This is a genomic window from Nocardioides sp. NPDC057577 (assembly GCF_042801335.1).
Classification (GTDB): domain Bacteria; phylum Actinomycetota; class Actinomycetes; order Propionibacteriales; family Nocardioidaceae; genus Nocardioides.
In genome coordinates this window covers 21,290-35,445 of sequence record NZ_JBHVGB010000043.1, presented here as the reverse complement: position 1 = coordinate 35,445, position 14,156 = coordinate 21,290, and the positions used below count along the sequence as shown (strand labels likewise).

The following is a 14,156-nucleotide window of genomic DNA, read 5'->3' as shown; positions in this document are numbered from 1 at the left end:
ACCCTCCCGCTCGCTTCGCTTCGCGAGACACGGGGTCAGATGCGCCGACTCGGCACCACGAGTTTGCGGCTTACTCGGTCGAGGTCGCCTGCCCCGCCGCGATCAGATCCATGATCGTCTGGTCGGCAAGCGTGGTGGTGTCACCGACGCCGCGACCCTCGGCGAGGTCGCGGAGCAGCCGCCGCATGATCTTGCCGGAGCGCGTCTTGGGCAGCTCGGGCACGATCATGATCTGCCGCGGCTTCGCGATCGGGCCGATCTCCTTGCGAACGTGGTCGGAGAGCTCCTTCTCGCAGTCCTGCGGCGACCCGTCGCGCAGGATGACGTACGCCACCACTGCCTGCCCCGTGTCGGGGTCGGTCGCGCCGACGACCGCCGCCTCCGCGACGTAGGAGTGGGAGACGAGCGCCGACTCGATCTCGGTCGTGGAGAGCCGGTGCCCGGAGACGTTCATGACGTCGTCGACACGGCCCAGGACCCAGACGTCGCCGTCCTCGTCCTTCTTCGCGCCGTCGCCGGCGAAGTAGAACCCCTGGTCCTTGAAACGCGCCCAGTAGGTGTCGACGTAGCGCTGGTCGTCCCCCCAGATCGTACGCAGCATCGACGGCCACGGCTGGGTGAGCACGAGGTAGCCCCCGGCACCGTCCGGCACCGAGGCGCCGTTGTCGTCGACGACGTCGGCGCCCACGCCCGGCAGGGCCTTCATCGCCGAGCCCGGCTTCCCGTGGGTGACCCCGGGGAGCGGCGAGATCATGATCGCGCCGGTCTCGGTCTGCCACCAGGTGTCCACCACGGGCACCGAGGAGCCGCCGATGACGTCGCGATACCAGATGTAGGCCTCGGGGTTGATCGGCTCACCGACAGACCCGAGCAGCCGGACCGAGGAGAGGTCGCGGCCGTCCGGGATGGCGCGCCCCTGCTTCATGAAGGTCCGGATCGCGGTCGGCGCGGTGTAGAAGAGCGTGACGCCGTACTCCTCGATGATCTGCCACCAGCGACCCTTCTCCGGGAAGTCCGGGGTGCCCTCGTAGAGCACCTGGGTCGCGCCGTTGGCCAGCGGCCCGTAGACGATGTAGGAGTGGCCGGTGATCCAGCCGATGTCGGCGGTGCACCAGTAGACGTCGGTCTCGGGCTTGAGGTCGAAGACCTCCCAGTGCGTGAACGCCGCCTGGGTGAGGTAGCCGCCGGTGGTGTGCAGGATGCCCTTGGGCTTCCCGGTCGTGCCCGAGGTGTACATCACGAAGAGCGGGTGCTCGGCGTCGTGCGCGACCGGGGTGTGGTCCGTCGACGCGGACGACACGACATCCGACCACCACTTGTCGACCGAGTCGTTCCAGTCGACGTCCTGGCCCGTGCGGCGGACGACGACGACGTTCTCGACCAGGCCGGGCTGAGTCGCCTCGACCTTCGTGACCGCTTCGTCGACGGCCGGCTTGAGCGCCGAGGGTGCGCCCCGGCGATAGCCGCCGTCCGAGGTGACGATCAGCTTCGCGCCGCAGTCGACGACGCGGGTCGCGAGAGCGTCGGCGGAGAAGCCACCGAAGATGACCGTGTGGATCGCGCCGATCCGCGCACAGGCCAGCATCGCGAAGACGGCCTCGGGGATCATCGGCATGTAGATCGCCACCCGGTCGCCCTTGCCGACGCCCAGCGCCTCGAAGGCGTTCGCGGCCCGGGAGACCTCGTCCTTGAGCTCGGCATAGGTGATGGTCCGCTTGTCGTCGGCGGGCTCACCGACCCAGTGGATCGCGACCCGGTCACCGAGCCCGGCCTCGACGTGCCGGTCGACGGCGTTGTAGGCCACGTTGATCTCGCCGCCCTCGAACCACTTCGCGAACGGCGGATTGTCCCAGTTCAGGACGCGGTCGAACGGCTTGGACCAGCTGAGCCGTTCCGCGGCGGCGGCCCAGAACGCGTCGCGGTCCTCGTCGGCCGCAGAGTAGGCATCGGCCTTGACGTTGGCAGCGGCGGCAAGCTCGGCCGGGGGCTCGAACCGGCGCTTCTCGTGCAGCAGGTTGGACAGGGTCTCGTCGCTCACAGTGACTCCTACGTACGAAAAATGTGTGGCTCAAGCCACAGGGTAGTGCGGGGGAAAGAACGATGGCGGGCCGTCGTTGCAACCAGAGGTAGCGACGGCCCGCCATCGGGTGGATCAGTGCGTGATCGCCTTCTCCGAGCCGGCGCCGGTGAGGGCGCGTACCTCGAGCTCGACGTAACGCTCAGCGGTCTCCGGCTCCTTCGACGTCACCGTGCCCAGCCAGCCCAGGAAGAACCCGAGCGGGATGGAGATGAGGCCCGGGTTCTCCAGGGGGAACCAGGAGAAGTCGATGCCGGCCGGGAACAGCGAGAGGCTGTCACCGGTGGCCGGATCGACCTTGCCGGAGACGACCGGCGAGAAGAAGACCAGGCCGACGCAGGAGATCAGGCCGCCGTAGATCGACCAGACCGCACCGCGGGTGTTGAACCGCGCCCAGAACATGTTGTAGATGATCGCCGGCAGGTTCGCCGAGGCCGCGACCGCGAAGGCCAGCGCCACGAGGAACGCGATGTTCAGCGACTGCGCCGGGATGGCCAGCAGGATCGCGACCAGGCCGATGCCCGCCGCGGCCCAGCGAGAGACCTTCATCTCCTCCTTCTCGGTGGCCTTGCCACGCTTGATCACCGAGTTGTAGATGTCGTGGGCGACGGAGACCGAGGAGGTCAACGTCAGACCCGCGACCACGGCGAGGATCGTGGCGAAGGCGACCGCGGCGATGAGCGCCAGCAGTACGGCGCCGCCGATGGAGCCTTCACCGCCACCGACCTCCTGGGCGAGCAGTGGTGCCGCCAGGTTGCCGGCCTTGTCCAGGGTGGACGGGTCGACCAGTGCGGCCGCACCGAAGCCCAGGACCAGGGTGAACAGGTAGAAGACGCCGATGAGGCCGATCGCCCACAGCACCGACTTGCGAGCGTCTGCCGAGGTCGGGACCGTGTAGAAGCGGATCAGGATGTGGGGCAGGCCGGCGGTGCCGAGCACCAGGGCGAGCCCGAGCGAGACGAAGTCCAGCTCGCTGGTGAAGCTCGCTCCGTACTTCAAGCCCGGCTGGAGGAAGGCGTCGCCCTTGCCCGAGGCGTCGGCGGCGGAGCCGAGCAGCTCGGAGAGGTTGAAGCCGAACTGGGCGAGCACCAGGATCACGATCAGCGCCGAGCCGGTCATCAGCAGGACGGCCTTGACGATCTGGACCCAGGTGGTGCCCTTCATCCCGCCGACGGTGACGTAGAAGATCATCAGTGCGCCGACGAACAGGATCACGATGTTCTTGACCACCTGGTCCTCGACGCCGAGCAGCAGGGCCACCAGGGCGCCCGCACCGACCATCTGGGCCAGCAGGTAGAAGATCGAGACGACGACCGTGGAGGTCGCGGCCGCCAGGCGGACCGGGCGCTGCTTCATCCGGTACGCCAGCTGGTCGGCCATCGTGTAGCGACCGGAGTTACGCAGCACCTCCGCGACCAGCAGCAGCGCCACCAGCCAGGCGACGAGGAAGCCGATCGAGTAGAGGAACCCGTCGTAGCCCGACAGCGCGATGGCCCCGGAGATGCCGAGGAACGACGCCGCCGACATGTAGTCGCCGCCGATGGCGAGACCGTTCTGGAAGCCGGAGAAGCCGCGGCCGCCGGCGTAGTAGTCGGCGGCCGTCTTCGTCTGCCGGCTCGCCCAGAAGGTGATGCCGATCGTGATCGCGACGACCGTGAGGAAGAGAACCGTGGTGAGGATCTGGCTACCGTCCATCAGAGCTGCCTCTTCTCGATCTCGTATTCCTCGTCGAGCTTCCGAGCCAGCGGGTCGAGGTGCTTGTTGGAGTAGTTGGCGTAGAGGTAGGCGATGCCGAACGTGGTCGCGAACTGGAGGAGCCCGAAGACCAGCGCGACGTTGATGTTGCCGACGAGCTTGGTGTTCATGAAGTCCTCGGCCCAGTTGGAGCAGAAGACGTAGAGGAGGTACCACACCAGGAATGCCACCGTGGCCGGGAACACGAACTTCCGGTACGCCGATCGCAGAGCGCGAAACTCCGCTGTGGCGTGCAGGCTGTCGTAGACCGGGTCGTGCCGGTGGGCTTGGTCGTGCGCTTCTTCGCTCACGGTCTAACCCTTTCGTTGACGAGGCCGTCCTCCGTGGGGGTGGATGACGGACGACGTGTGATCGCAGTCACATTAGGGGTCGGTCGGACCGGTCGTCGCGGGGTAACGCGCGGTCCCTCGGTGGGCGGTGCGGTCGAGCGACAAGCGGTCGAAATCGTGCGCCGAGCGGCTGGTCTACCCGCGCCGGCCGCCGCCACCGGACGTACCGCCACCGGGGTGTGTGCCACCGCCGTCGGGCGGATGCACACACCCCGGACACGGACTGCCGCCGTCGGCCAGATGGTGGGTCTGGCGAGCGAGGATCACGACCTCGTCCAGCTCCGGCGTCTCGCCCGGCATGGTCAGCCCGAGGCCGTACGTCGCGTTGAACGCCCACACGTCCACACCCGCGCGAATCGCTGCCCTCCGGGTCAGGTCGTAGGCGGCGTCGTAGAGGGCGGGCAGGTCGACGGGGATCAGGCGGGCCAGGTCCCGCACCCGACCTTCTTCGACCAGGCCGCCGAGGTAGGCCTTGAGGATGTGGACGACCTCGCTGCGTCCGAGGTCGGGGATGTCGAGAGTGCTGGCGATCGCGGCCGCCGCGGCTTCCGCGAACCGGTCGGTCCGTGCCTCCTGCTCCGACCTTGCCTGCTGGGCATCGTCGAGCTCTGCGAGCGCCTCGCTCACGTCCGGGCCACCGGGGAGCTCCGGGGCTCGTGCCGATGGTGGGTCCGCGAGATCGAGCGTCGCGGCCTGGAACCGGCCGAGCTGACGAGCGATGGCGAGGCCGCTGTCCGAGACCGGCTGTCCCGGCTCGGCCGGCGCGGCCTCGTGGACCGCCGTGACGACGGGCGCGAGGCCGGCGGTGGTGCGGCGGTGCACGGTGACGTACTGGTGGATCGCCTCGTACGCCGCCTGCTCGCCCTCAGCGTGCTCGATGTGCCGCGTCTCGAGGGCATATCGGTCCTCGACCTGCCGCTTCCACGCGCCTTCGGAGACGGGCACTGCGGTGATGGTGAAGACCAGCGCGACCATCAGACCGATGTTGACCCCGGCCAGCGTCCGCTTCCCGGTGTCGAGCACGCCGAAGACCGGTAGCCGGACCTCACCGAAGCGCTGCGGCCACCGCAGCACGAGGAAGCTGCTCACGGCGATCCCCGTGTAGGCGGTCAGCCAGTACGCCCAGTGCACCGCGGTCAGCGCCTGCACCCTCTCCAGCACGGCCCTGGTCGCGGTGACCTGGGTCGGGTTCAGGGAGAGGACATCGGCCAGCCACACCATCACCAGCGACAGCAGCAGGCCGAGCTGGATCGACCAGACGATGTCCGCCGCGGCGCGCACCGTGAGCCGTGGCGACGTGCGCATCGCCCGCCAACCGCACCACGAGAGCCACCCGGCGATCCCGAGGACCACGGGTGCGACGTACGTCGTCGAGAGCAGGTTGCCGAAGACGACCTGCTCGCCGACCAGGGTGGCGACGGCGACCCCGCCGAAGTGCGGGATCGCCCGCACGGCGAGGTGCTCGGACTCGCCGAACCGCCGCTGAGCCAGGAACACCGACCAGCCCCCGAAGCCCACGATCAGGAAGGCAGGGAGGAAGCGGTCGGGCCACCACCAGAGCAGGGCGGTGATGACCGCCGCCCAGGCCAGGACGACGAGCGTCGCGCGCCCGAACCTCCTATGCCGCCACCACCCGACCGCAGGTGCGACCGCGACAGTGTGGACGGCCAGGAGCGCCACCCCGACGAGCAGTCCGAGAAGGAGCCCGCCGAACGCGCCGGCCATGGCCGCGAGCGCTGTCAGCGCCACGTCTCCGAAGCCGTCGATCTCACGTCCGCCGGCCGCATGCCAGGCGCCCAGGAGGCCACCGGCAGCTGTGGCGTACAGACCCAGGTCGGCGCCGAAGTCCGAGCTCTCATCCATCGCCGGCTCCCGAATCGACGTGAAGGACCTGGGCATGCCCAGGAACGGTTCGTCAGACTAGCGAGAGACGCGTCGGGCCGCGCGTACTTCGGCGAGATGGCGAGTTCGAACCCGCTCCCGTCTCCGTCGGATCGGATCAAGCGTTAACCTACGCCGCCATGATCTCCGATATCCCGGGCCTCGCCGCCCGTTGGCTCCAGTGGGCAGCCTCGTCCGATGAGTCGTCCTCTCCGATCGCGGATGAGTCGGGAGCGTTCGCCGGGCACAAGCAGCCGACGGACGTCTGGTTCGTGGCTGGGAACTTCGGTGGTGCGTCGTCCCGCCGCTTCGACGTCCCCGCCGAGAGACCGCTGTTCATGCCCGCCTTCTGCATGTGGTCGCGCAACGCGCTCACGAACTCCGACCTTCCCCGATCGTTCGGCGTGGTGAAGCTCGACGGTGGCGAGATTCCCATGGATGCGAACTCGACCGGCCCGATCAAGGTGCGAGGCGCACTCGGAAATCCTGTGAACGGGGGGTCGCTGTTCGGTACGAAGATGCATGTCGCCGGTCACTGGGCGTATGCCGAGTCCCTTGCGCCGGGCCAGCACCTGCTGGAGATTCACGGCGGTGACGGTCACGGGTGGACGACCTCGGTCCGTGCGGAGATCACCGTCTCCTGAGAGTCAGCGCTGCTGCAGAGCGGGCGCGCCGGCCGGCTCGATCGTCGGCTCGGGCGTGTGCAGGCGTACGAGAAGCCGGGTGGTGTGGGCTGGGACGTGGGCGGCGGAGGCGAGGCTGACGACGATCATGACGGCGAAGGACAGCGGCACCGCCCACAGCGCGGGCTGGGCGAGCGCGACATCCGCCCACGTGCCCGTACGCGACCCGCTGATCGTGAACACCACGGCCGACCCCGTGGTGACCAGGCCGGTGACCAGGCCGGTGGCGGCGCCGTAGGCGGTGAGCCGGCGCCACCAGATGCCGAGCAGGAGGAGCGGGCAGAAGGTCGCGGCGGCGAGGGCGAAGGCGAGCGCGACGCCGCGGGCGACACCGACGCTGGGGGTCAGCAGGGCGCCGGCGACCGGGACGATGACGGCGACCAGAGAGGCGATCCGGAAGGCTGCTACGCCGCCGAAGCGGCTGCCCCGGCGGCGCAGCAGGGGGACGACCACGTCCTGGGAGAGCACGCCAGAGACGGCGATCGCCAGGCCCGACGACGTCGAGAGGAAGGCCGCGAAGGCGCCCGCGCAGACCAGTCCGGTGAGGACGTCACCCGCCCAGCCCGGGACCATCAGCCCGGGCAGCTCGAGCACCAGGGTGTCGGCGGAGACGGGGTCGGCCGCGTACACCCTTCCCAACACCCCGAGGATCGGCGGCAGCAGGTAGAAGACGCCGAGGAGGGCGAGCACGACCAGGGTCGTGCGGCGGGCGGCGCGGCCGTCGGGGTTGGTGTAGAAGCGGACGCCCACGTGCGGCAGGCCCATCGTGCCGAGGAACGTCGCCGCGATCAGCGAGTAGGTGGCGTAGAGGCCGGTCGTGGTGTCGGTGCCGATGGGCAGCGACCAGGCCTGGCTGAGGTCGGCGCGAGGTGCGCCGTCGGCGCCCCAGACCGCGACCAGCACAGCGACGGGCACCAGCAGCGCGGTCAGCTTGAGCCAGTACTGGAAGGCCTGCACGAACGTGATCGAGCGCATCCCGCCCGAGAAGACGCTGACCAGCACGACCGTCCCGACCAGCACCGGTCCCACCCAGCGAGGGGCGTTCGCGACCAGCTCCAGGGTCAGCCCGGCACCCTGTAGCTGGGGCAGCAGATAGAGCCAGCCGATGCTCACGACCAGCAGCGAGCAGAGCCGCCGCACCCCGCGTGAGGCGAGCCGCTCCTCGGCGAAGTCGGGCAGCGTGTAGGCACCTGACCTGCGCAAAGGGGCCGCGACCAGGGTCAGCAGCACGAGATAGCCGGCGGTCCAGCCGATCGGATACCAGAGCATCTCCGCGCCCGAGGTGAACACCAGCCCGGCGACGCCCAGGAAGGAGGCGGCCGAGAGATACTCCCCACCGATCGCGCTCGCGTTGAGGCCGGGGCGCACCGACCGCGAGGCGACGTAGAAGTCGCTCGTGGTCCGACTGAACCGAAGCCCCCAGGTGCCGATGGTCAGCGTCGCCAGGGTGACCAGGGTGACCGCGACGATCGCCGGGGCGGAGTCGAAGGTCATGGCGCCTCGTCGTCCGAGCGGAGCAGGTCGGCATAGCTGGCCTCGTTGCGCTCCGCTCCGCGCAGGTACCAGCGGCCGAGGAGGAACAGGAACGGGTAGACCAGCACCCCGAGGAGCAGCCAGGGGAGCGGTACGCCGAACGGCGCGGTGCGGACCAGGCCCGGAGCCAGCCAGAACAGCAGCGGGAGCGAGCCGACGCCGAGGAGGAGCACCACCAGGGTGCGTACGGCGATCGAGAGCTGGGCGCGCATCAGCGAGCCGAGGTAGACCTCGCCGAGGCGGGTGTCCTCATCGACGTCGACCCGGCGCACGGCGGGGCGTCGCCGGGGCGGTCCGGTGACGCGTACGCGTTGGGGCTCAGTCATCAGGCTCTGCTGTCGGGAGGGGTCATGAGCGCCGGGCGAGCAGGTCCTTGAGCTGGCGCGTGTGCCGCCGGCTGACCTGCAGCTCGGTCCCGCGGGCGGAGCCGCCGACGACGACCGAGCAGCGCCCGGCCTCCGACCGCACCTCGGTCACGTGGGCGAGGTTGACGAGGAGAGAGCGGTGGATGCGTACGAACCGGGCGGAGGCCCACTCCTGCTCGAGCTGGGTCAGCGGGACCCGCACCAGGTGGGAGGCGTCGGCGGTGTGCAGCCGGGCGTAGTCGCCCTGTGCCTCGACGTGGGTGATCTGGGAGCGCCACACGAAGCGGGTGACGCCGCCGAGCTCGACGGGGATCTGTACGTCACCGCTCGGCTCCTCCTCGGGCATGCTGCCCATCAGCCGGGTGACGGTCTCCGCCAGCCGCTCGGCGCGCACCGGCTTGAGCACGTAGTCGACCGCACGCAGGTCGAACGCCTCCAGCGCGTGCTCCTCGTGAGCGGTCACGAACACGACCGCCGGCGGTGTCTTGAACCGCGCCAGCAGCCGGGCCAGCTCGAGCCCGTTCAGGCCCGGCATCTGGATGTCGAGGAACACCGCGTCCACGCCCGACCCCTGCAGCTGCTGCAGACCGTCGGTCGCGTTCAGGCAGGTGCGCACCTCCGCCACCCGGGCGTCCTGGGTGAGCAGGTAGGAGAGCTCGTCGGCCGCCGGTGGCTCGTCGTCGACGACCAGGATCCGCAGCCGGCCGCCTGGCGCGCCCTGCCGCGCGGCGACTGCCTGGGTGGTGCGGTTCATGTGTGCACTCCTGGGGCGAACTTCGGGATTCTGAGAATGACCTTCGTGCCGGCGCCGGGGGCGGTCTCGACGACCAGGCCGTAGTCGTCGCCGTAGGCGTTGCGGAGCCGGGCGTCGACGTTGCCGAGCCCGACCGAGTCGGCGCCGCCGGCCAGCGCGTTGCGCACCTTCTCCGGGTCCTCGCCGGCGCCGTCGTCCTCGACCTCGATCACGCACTCGGTGCCGCTGTCGGCGGCCCGGATGGAGATGTGGCCGGTCTCGGCGTCGGCCAGGCCGTGGCGTACGGCGTTCTCGACCAGCGGCTGCAGGCACAGGAACGGGACCGCGATCGGCAGCACCTCGGGCGCCACCGAGAGCCGCACGGAGAGCCGCTCACCGAACCGGGCCTGCTCCAGCAGGAGGTAGCGCTCCACGGAGCGGAGCTCCTCGGACAGCGTGGTGTATTCGCCGTGGGTCCGGAAGGAGTAGCGGGTGAAGTCCGCGAACTCCAGCAGCAGCTCGCGCGCACGCTCCGGATCGGTGCGTACGAAGCTGGCGATCGCCCCCAGCGAGTTGTAGATGAAGTGCGGGCTGATCTGAGCGCGCAGCGCGCGCACCTCGGCCTCCATCAGGCGCCGCCGAGACGCGTCGAGCTCGGCGAGCTCCAGCTGACCGGAGACCCACGTCGCGACCTCGTCGGTGGCCCGGACCATCATCGCCGAGGTGTCCGGGGCGTAGGCCTGCAGCGTGCCGACCAGGTGGTCGTCGACGACCAGCGGGCTGACCACGGCCGAGTGCAGCGGGCAGCCGGCCTGGCCGCACTCCAGGTCGACCCGGTCGTAGAACCTGGTCGCGCCGCGCTCCAGCGTCCCCTCGGCCAGCTTGGTCACGTGCTCCTGGTGATGGGTGCCGATGCCTTCCCAAGCGAGCAGGCCGTCGGTGTCGGTGATCGCGAGCGCGGGTGCGGCCAGGAGCGCCTGCAGGTGAGGGGCGGCGCGCTCGGCGCTGTCGACGGTCAGGCCGCCACGCAGCGCAGGGCTCGCCAGCGATGCGTTGTGGAGGGTGCGGAAGGTCGCCCGGTCGGCCTCGGTGCCCAGGTGAGTGCGCTTCCAGGGCCGCATCCACGCGCTCCTTCCGTGCCAGTGCTCTATCGAGACCTCCAGTGTGACGGCGCCCACGTTATCTGTCATCCGAGCCGCTGCGCGGGTGCGAGGTAGGTTGTGGACATGCGACTGAGTCGAGTGATCCCGGGTCTGCTGGCCGCCGGAGCGGCGGCCGCCGGCGCCGCCTTCGTGATCGGCATGCGCAACAAGTCGCCGTGGCTCCAGGACCGCATCCGCGCCTTCTCGAAGCGATTCGCCTCCGAGGCCCTGAAGACCGCCGGGATGGAAGGCGTCACCAACGGCGTCGTCCTCCACGTCGGCCGCGCGAGCGGGCGGGAGTACGCCACCCCGATCACCCCGTTCCCGACCCCCGACGGCTTCGTCATCAACCTGCCCTACACCTCGAAGGTCGACTGGGCCCAGAACGTGCTGGCCGCCAACTCGGCCACGATCGTCCACGACGGCGTCGACCATCGGGTCACCGACCCGCGCGTCGTTCCGTACGCCGAGGTCGCGCCTCTGCTCCCCAAGGGCGCCGGTGTCTTCCGCGCCGTCTTCGACGTCCAGGAGTTCCTCCGCGTCACCAACGCGGACTGACGTTTCCCGCACGGATCGCGTCTAATCTTCAGCGCTTTCCCTTTCTATTGAGGTTTATGGGTCTAAACTTCAATAGAAGAGATGTCTGTTGAAGGATGAGTCGCATGTCTGGGTGGGAAGAGGCGTATTGGGAGCCGAGCTTTGGGGCACCCGCGAGATCCGCGCGCCAGTCGGGTCATTACCAACGGTACGTTCCCGACTTCGTCGACGGGATGATGCTCGCGGTCAACGGAGATCTGTCGCGGAAAGTAGCTCAGGCAGAGCGTGCTCTTCGCGCACTCAACGATCCGGGGGCCGGAGGGCTGGACGGGATCGCGCGCTTCCTCTTGCGATCTGAAGCCATTGCAAGCTCGAAGATCGAGGGGATCGCCCCATCGGCCCAACAGGTCGCGCTTGCAGAACTCGGCCAGATGGAGTCGGTGCGCGGGGTGAGCGACCAGGCGCGCTTGGTCGCCAACAACATGACGGTCGTCCGCCGCTCGACCACTGAGCTCGTGGAGGCGGAGGAACTGACCGTCGAGAGCATCGTGGACCTCCACCGGTCTCTGCTTCCCGATGAGCCTCGGCACCACGGTTTGCGAACGGTCCAGAACTGGATCGGTGGTTCGGACTGGAATCCGATCGGGGCGGGCTACGTTCCTCCTGCTGCCGATCGGGTGCCCGAATTGATGGCTGATCTGGTCGCGTACCTCAACGGATCTGCACATTCTCCGTTGATCCAGGCAGCCATCGTCCACGCTCAGTTCGAGACGGTGCACCCGTTCACGGACGGGAACGGCCGTGTCGGTCGCGCACTCATCCACACAGTGCTCGCTCGGCGCGGGCTGGCTGATCGGGCGGTGTTGCCCGTCAGCCTGGTTCTGGCAACCCTCAAGGAGCGGTACGTCGCCGGGCTGACCTCGTTCCGCTTCGACGCGCCGCGGGGAAGCGAGGAGGCCAGTCTGGCGATCAATGCCTGGCTGGAAGTCTTCGTCGACGCCGCCATGGTTGCGGTCGCGGAAGCGCGGGAGCTGATGGAGCGGGTCGAGGATCTCATACGTGATTGGGCCACGAGGCAGACCGAGCATCGTATGTCTCGTGGACTGCGTGCGATTCCGCGCAGCGACTCTGCCTCGGCACGCCTGCTCATGACACTTCCGGAGGCGCCAGTCGTCACTGCGACGACCTTGGCGCGCATTCTCGAGGTCTCTTTCAACGCCGCGTCCGCCGCTTTGGACGAGCTTCACCAAGCTGGAATTCTCCAGGTGAAGTCAATCGACCGAGGTGCTTCGGCATACATCGCCCGAGACGTTCTCGACCTGGTCAACCTCGCCGAGCGGCGGCTGGCAAGCACGCGGTTCGACACCCGGGAGTCGCCGCCCGCGCGACCGGTTCCGGCACGCCAGCAGGCGGATCAATAGTCGTCGGGTTGGCGGGACTCGAACCCGCGATCGCCTGGACCCAAACCAGGAGGGATAGCCGCTTCCCCACAACCCGTTGGTGTGCTCACGGGCGCGGTCGCTGCTGCATGGCGTCAACGGTAGACAGGCCCGGACCCCGGGCGCACACCATTTATCGGCGCGCGCCCGGGGTCCGGGAGAGAACGGCAGTGACGTACGTCAGTTGCTGACCGGGAACGCGAGGAGCGAGCCCGGGTGGGTGAGGTCGGTGGTCGGGACGTCGGCCTCACCGCGGACGAGGCCGGCGGTGTCGGTGATCGCGTAGACGGTCTTGCCGTCGGGGCTGACGATCGTGGCGCGGAAGCGGTCCTGGTCGGTGTAGAGCGGCTCGACCGCGGACACGTCGGTCTCGGTGGAGTTGAGGGCCAGCCGGTAGATCGTGCCGTCCTTGAGGCTGGTCATGATCACCGAGTTCTCCCAGCCGGCCATCGCCCGGCCGGTGGCGGGCTTGTAGTAGGTCAGGCTGGAGGGCGCGATCGTCGGGTAGCAGATGTAGTAGAGGCCAGACTCGTCGCACGGGGCGCCGGTGAAGTCGTGGTCCCAGGTGACCGAGGTGCCGAAGGTGTCCAGCGGCTCGTTGAAGCGCGCGGTGAACTCCGACTCCTGCCACGTCGGCACGTCCTCGTGGATCGCGAAGTCCGAGTGGGTCAGCTCCGCGCACGGCGTCGGGGAGGCGGCGCTCCAGTCGCCGTAGACGTAGGCGGACTCGTCGTCCTGGTAGCCGGCGACGTTCGGCCAGCCGTAGTTGCCACCCGCCCGGAGCAGGTTGATCTCGTCGTCGGTCTTCGGGCCGTGCTCGGCCTCGAGGAGCTTGCCGGCGGCGGTGAAGGTGAAGCCCTGCGGGTTGCGGTGGCCGTAGGTCCAGATGTGGCTGCGTACGCCGCCGATCGTCGGGTTGTCGATCGGGATCGAGCCGTCACGGTTCAGTCGCAGGGTCTTGCCCTGGTAGGCGAACCAGTCCTTGGCGGCGACCTCGGCCGCGGTCGGCAGGGTCTGGGCCTGGTTCTGACGGCAGGCGAGGGAGTACTGGTTGGTGCCCTGGTCGCCGATCGAGTAGTAGAGCTTCCCGTCGGGACCGATCAGCAGGCGGCCTGCCTGGTGGTCGATGCTGCCGGGCAGCCCGGAGATGATCGTGGCCGGCCTGACCAGCTTCTTGGTGGCGTCGTCGTAGCTGTAGCGGACGATCTTGGTGCGGCGGGTCTCGCCCGTGGACTCCTCGGCCCGGCCGGAGTCGTAGGTGAACGAGACGTACGCATAGCCGCGGTCGTTGTTGACGACGGACGGTTCCACGGCCAGGCCCAGCACGCCGTCCTGACCGCTGGAGACGGCCTGGGTGGAGAGGTCCAGCAGGGTGGTCTTCGCGCCGGTCGTGGGGTCCACGCTGAGGACCGACCGGCCGCTCTTCTCGGTGAGCCACAGCTTGTCGCGGGCTCCCCACACGAGCGAGTAGGGATTGTTGAGGCCGTCGGCGACCACGCTCGGGGTGCCCAGCGCCGGGTCGGCGCCAGTGGCCGCGGTCGCGGGCAGAACGGTGATGGTCAGTGCTGCCAGAGCAGCTGATCCGGCGGCGAGACTCAGGCTTCGTGTGATGCTCATGAGACGTACTTCTCCTCCAGGGGAAGGGGGATCGAAGAAAATAAAACAGCGCTCCTCCCCGAGAG

12 protein-coding genes and 1 tRNA gene are annotated in these 14,156 nt (G+C 69.0%); 3 read left to right on the top strand and 10 right to left on the bottom strand.

The window, feature by feature from the left end:
• Nucleotides 1-70 precede the first annotated feature (70 nt).
• The 4 genes from acs to ACFU7D_RS11555 form a co-directional block, all read right to left on the bottom strand.
• The gene (gene acs / locus ACFU7D_RS11570) at nt 71-2,038 is read right to left on the bottom strand and encodes an acetate--CoA ligase (RefSeq protein WP_378867144.1); all 1,968 of its coding nucleotides are present in this window, start codon (nt 2,036-2,038) and stop codon (nt 71-73) included.
• Nucleotides 2,039-2,152: 114 nt separating this feature from the next.
• Entirely contained in the window at nt 2,153-3,772 is a 1,620-nt protein-coding gene (locus tag ACFU7D_RS11565; RefSeq protein WP_378867141.1) for a cation acetate symporter, read from the bottom strand.
• The gene (locus tag ACFU7D_RS11560; RefSeq protein WP_378729049.1) at nt 3,772-4,122 is read right to left on the bottom strand and encodes a DUF485 domain-containing protein; all 351 of its coding nucleotides are present in this window, start codon (nt 4,120-4,122) and stop codon (nt 3,772-3,774) included. The genes ACFU7D_RS11565 and ACFU7D_RS11560 overlap by 1 nt, the downstream gene beginning before the upstream one ends.
• 174 nt (nt 4,123-4,296) lie before the next feature.
• Nucleotides 4,297-6,024 carry a hypothetical protein gene (locus tag ACFU7D_RS11555; protein ID WP_378867139.1) on the bottom strand — a complete coding sequence of 576 codons (1,728 nt, stop codon included), beginning with the start codon at nt 6,022-6,024 and terminating at the stop codon, nt 4,297-4,299.
• Nucleotides 6,025-6,182: 158 nt separating this feature from the next.
• On the opposite strand from ACFU7D_RS11555, the gene ACFU7D_RS11550 reads away from it, so the two are divergent.
• A complete protein-coding gene (locus ACFU7D_RS11550; protein ID WP_378867136.1) occupies nt 6,183-6,686 on the top strand; it encodes a hypothetical protein in 504 nt (167 codons plus the stop codon).
• A 3-nt stretch (nt 6,687-6,689) separates the two neighbouring features.
• Here the strand turns inward: ACFU7D_RS11550 and ACFU7D_RS11545 are convergent, their stop codons facing one another.
• From ACFU7D_RS11545 to ACFU7D_RS11530, 4 genes are read right to left on the bottom strand one after another with little or no spacing between them, the layout of a single operon-like run.
• Complete coding sequence (locus ACFU7D_RS11545) at nt 6,690-8,219, bottom strand: cation acetate symporter (RefSeq protein WP_378867133.1); 1,530 nt, start codon at nt 8,217-8,219, stop codon at nt 6,690-6,692.
• Nucleotides 8,216-8,584 carry a hypothetical protein gene (locus tag ACFU7D_RS11540; RefSeq protein ID WP_378867130.1) on the bottom strand — a complete coding sequence of 123 codons (369 nt, stop codon included), beginning with the start codon at nt 8,582-8,584 and terminating at the stop codon, nt 8,216-8,218. Before ACFU7D_RS11540 ends, ACFU7D_RS11545 begins: the two co-directional genes overlap by 4 nt.
• Before the next feature lie 22 nt (nt 8,585-8,606).
• Complete coding sequence (locus tag ACFU7D_RS11535) at nt 8,607-9,377, bottom strand: LytR/AlgR family response regulator transcription factor (RefSeq protein WP_378729045.1); 771 nt, start codon at nt 9,375-9,377, stop codon at nt 8,607-8,609.
• A complete protein-coding gene (locus ACFU7D_RS11530) occupies nt 9,374-10,477 on the bottom strand; it encodes a sensor histidine kinase (protein ID WP_378729044.1) in 1,104 nt (367 codons plus the stop codon). The genes ACFU7D_RS11535 and ACFU7D_RS11530 overlap by 4 nt, the downstream gene beginning before the upstream one ends.
• 105 nt (nt 10,478-10,582) lie before the next feature.
• Here ACFU7D_RS11530 and ACFU7D_RS11525 point away from each other — a divergent pair, with 105 nt between their 5' ends.
• On the top strand, nt 10,583-11,056 hold the full coding sequence (locus ACFU7D_RS11525) for a hypothetical protein (protein WP_378729042.1): 474 nt from the start codon (nt 10,583-10,585) through the stop codon (nt 11,054-11,056).
• A 104-nt stretch (nt 11,057-11,160) separates the two neighbouring features.
• Nucleotides 11,161-12,456, top strand: a complete 1,296-nt coding sequence (locus ACFU7D_RS11520; RefSeq protein ID WP_378867128.1) for a Fic family protein — start codon at nt 11,161-11,163, stop codon at nt 12,454-12,456.
• 3 nt (nt 12,457-12,459) lie between these two features.
• Here ACFU7D_RS11520 and ACFU7D_RS11515 read toward each other — a convergent pair.
• Together ACFU7D_RS11515 and ACFU7D_RS11510 are read right to left on the bottom strand one after the other, a co-directional pair.
• Nucleotides 12,460-12,532 (bottom strand) — tRNA-Pro (locus tag ACFU7D_RS11515).
• 122 nt (nt 12,533-12,654) lie between these two features.
• Nucleotides 12,655-14,091, bottom strand: coding sequence for a glucose/sorbosone family PQQ-dependent dehydrogenase (locus tag ACFU7D_RS11510; RefSeq protein ID WP_378867125.1), 1,437 nt, complete (start codon nt 14,089-14,091; stop codon nt 12,655-12,657).
• Nucleotides 14,092-14,156 lie beyond the last annotated feature (65 nt).

Coding starts and splice junctions, on each gene's coding strand:
- ACFU7D_RS11540 (WP_378867130.1), bottom strand. CDS start 8,584: ATGACTGAGCCCCAACGCGTACGCGTCACCGGACCGCCCCGGCGACGC.
- ACFU7D_RS11510 (WP_378867125.1), bottom strand. CDS start 14,091: ATGAGCATCACACGAAGCCTGAGTCTCGCCGCCGGATCAGCTGCTCTG.
- ACFU7D_RS11520 (WP_378867128.1), top strand. CDS start 11,161: ATGTCTGGGTGGGAAGAGGCGTATTGGGAGCCGAGCTTTGGGGCACCC.
- ACFU7D_RS11535 (WP_378729045.1), bottom strand. CDS start 9,377: ATGAACCGCACCACCCAGGCAGTCGCCGCGCGGCAGGGCGCGCCAGGC.
- ACFU7D_RS11530 (WP_378729044.1), bottom strand. CDS start 10,477: ATGCGGCCCTGGAAGCGCACTCACCTGGGCACCGAGGCCGACCGGGCG.
- ACFU7D_RS11525 (WP_378729042.1), top strand. CDS start 10,583: ATGCGACTGAGTCGAGTGATCCCGGGTCTGCTGGCCGCCGGAGCGGCG.
- ACFU7D_RS11565 (WP_378867141.1), bottom strand. CDS start 3,772: ATGGACGGTAGCCAGATCCTCACCACGGTTCTCTTCCTCACGGTCGTC.
- ACFU7D_RS11555 (WP_378867139.1), bottom strand. CDS start 6,024: ATGGATGAGAGCTCGGACTTCGGCGCCGACCTGGGTCTGTACGCCACA.
- ACFU7D_RS11545 (WP_378867133.1), bottom strand. CDS start 8,219: ATGACCTTCGACTCCGCCCCGGCGATCGTCGCGGTCACCCTGGTCACC.
- ACFU7D_RS11550 (WP_378867136.1), top strand. CDS start 6,183: ATGATCTCCGATATCCCGGGCCTCGCCGCCCGTTGGCTCCAGTGGGCA.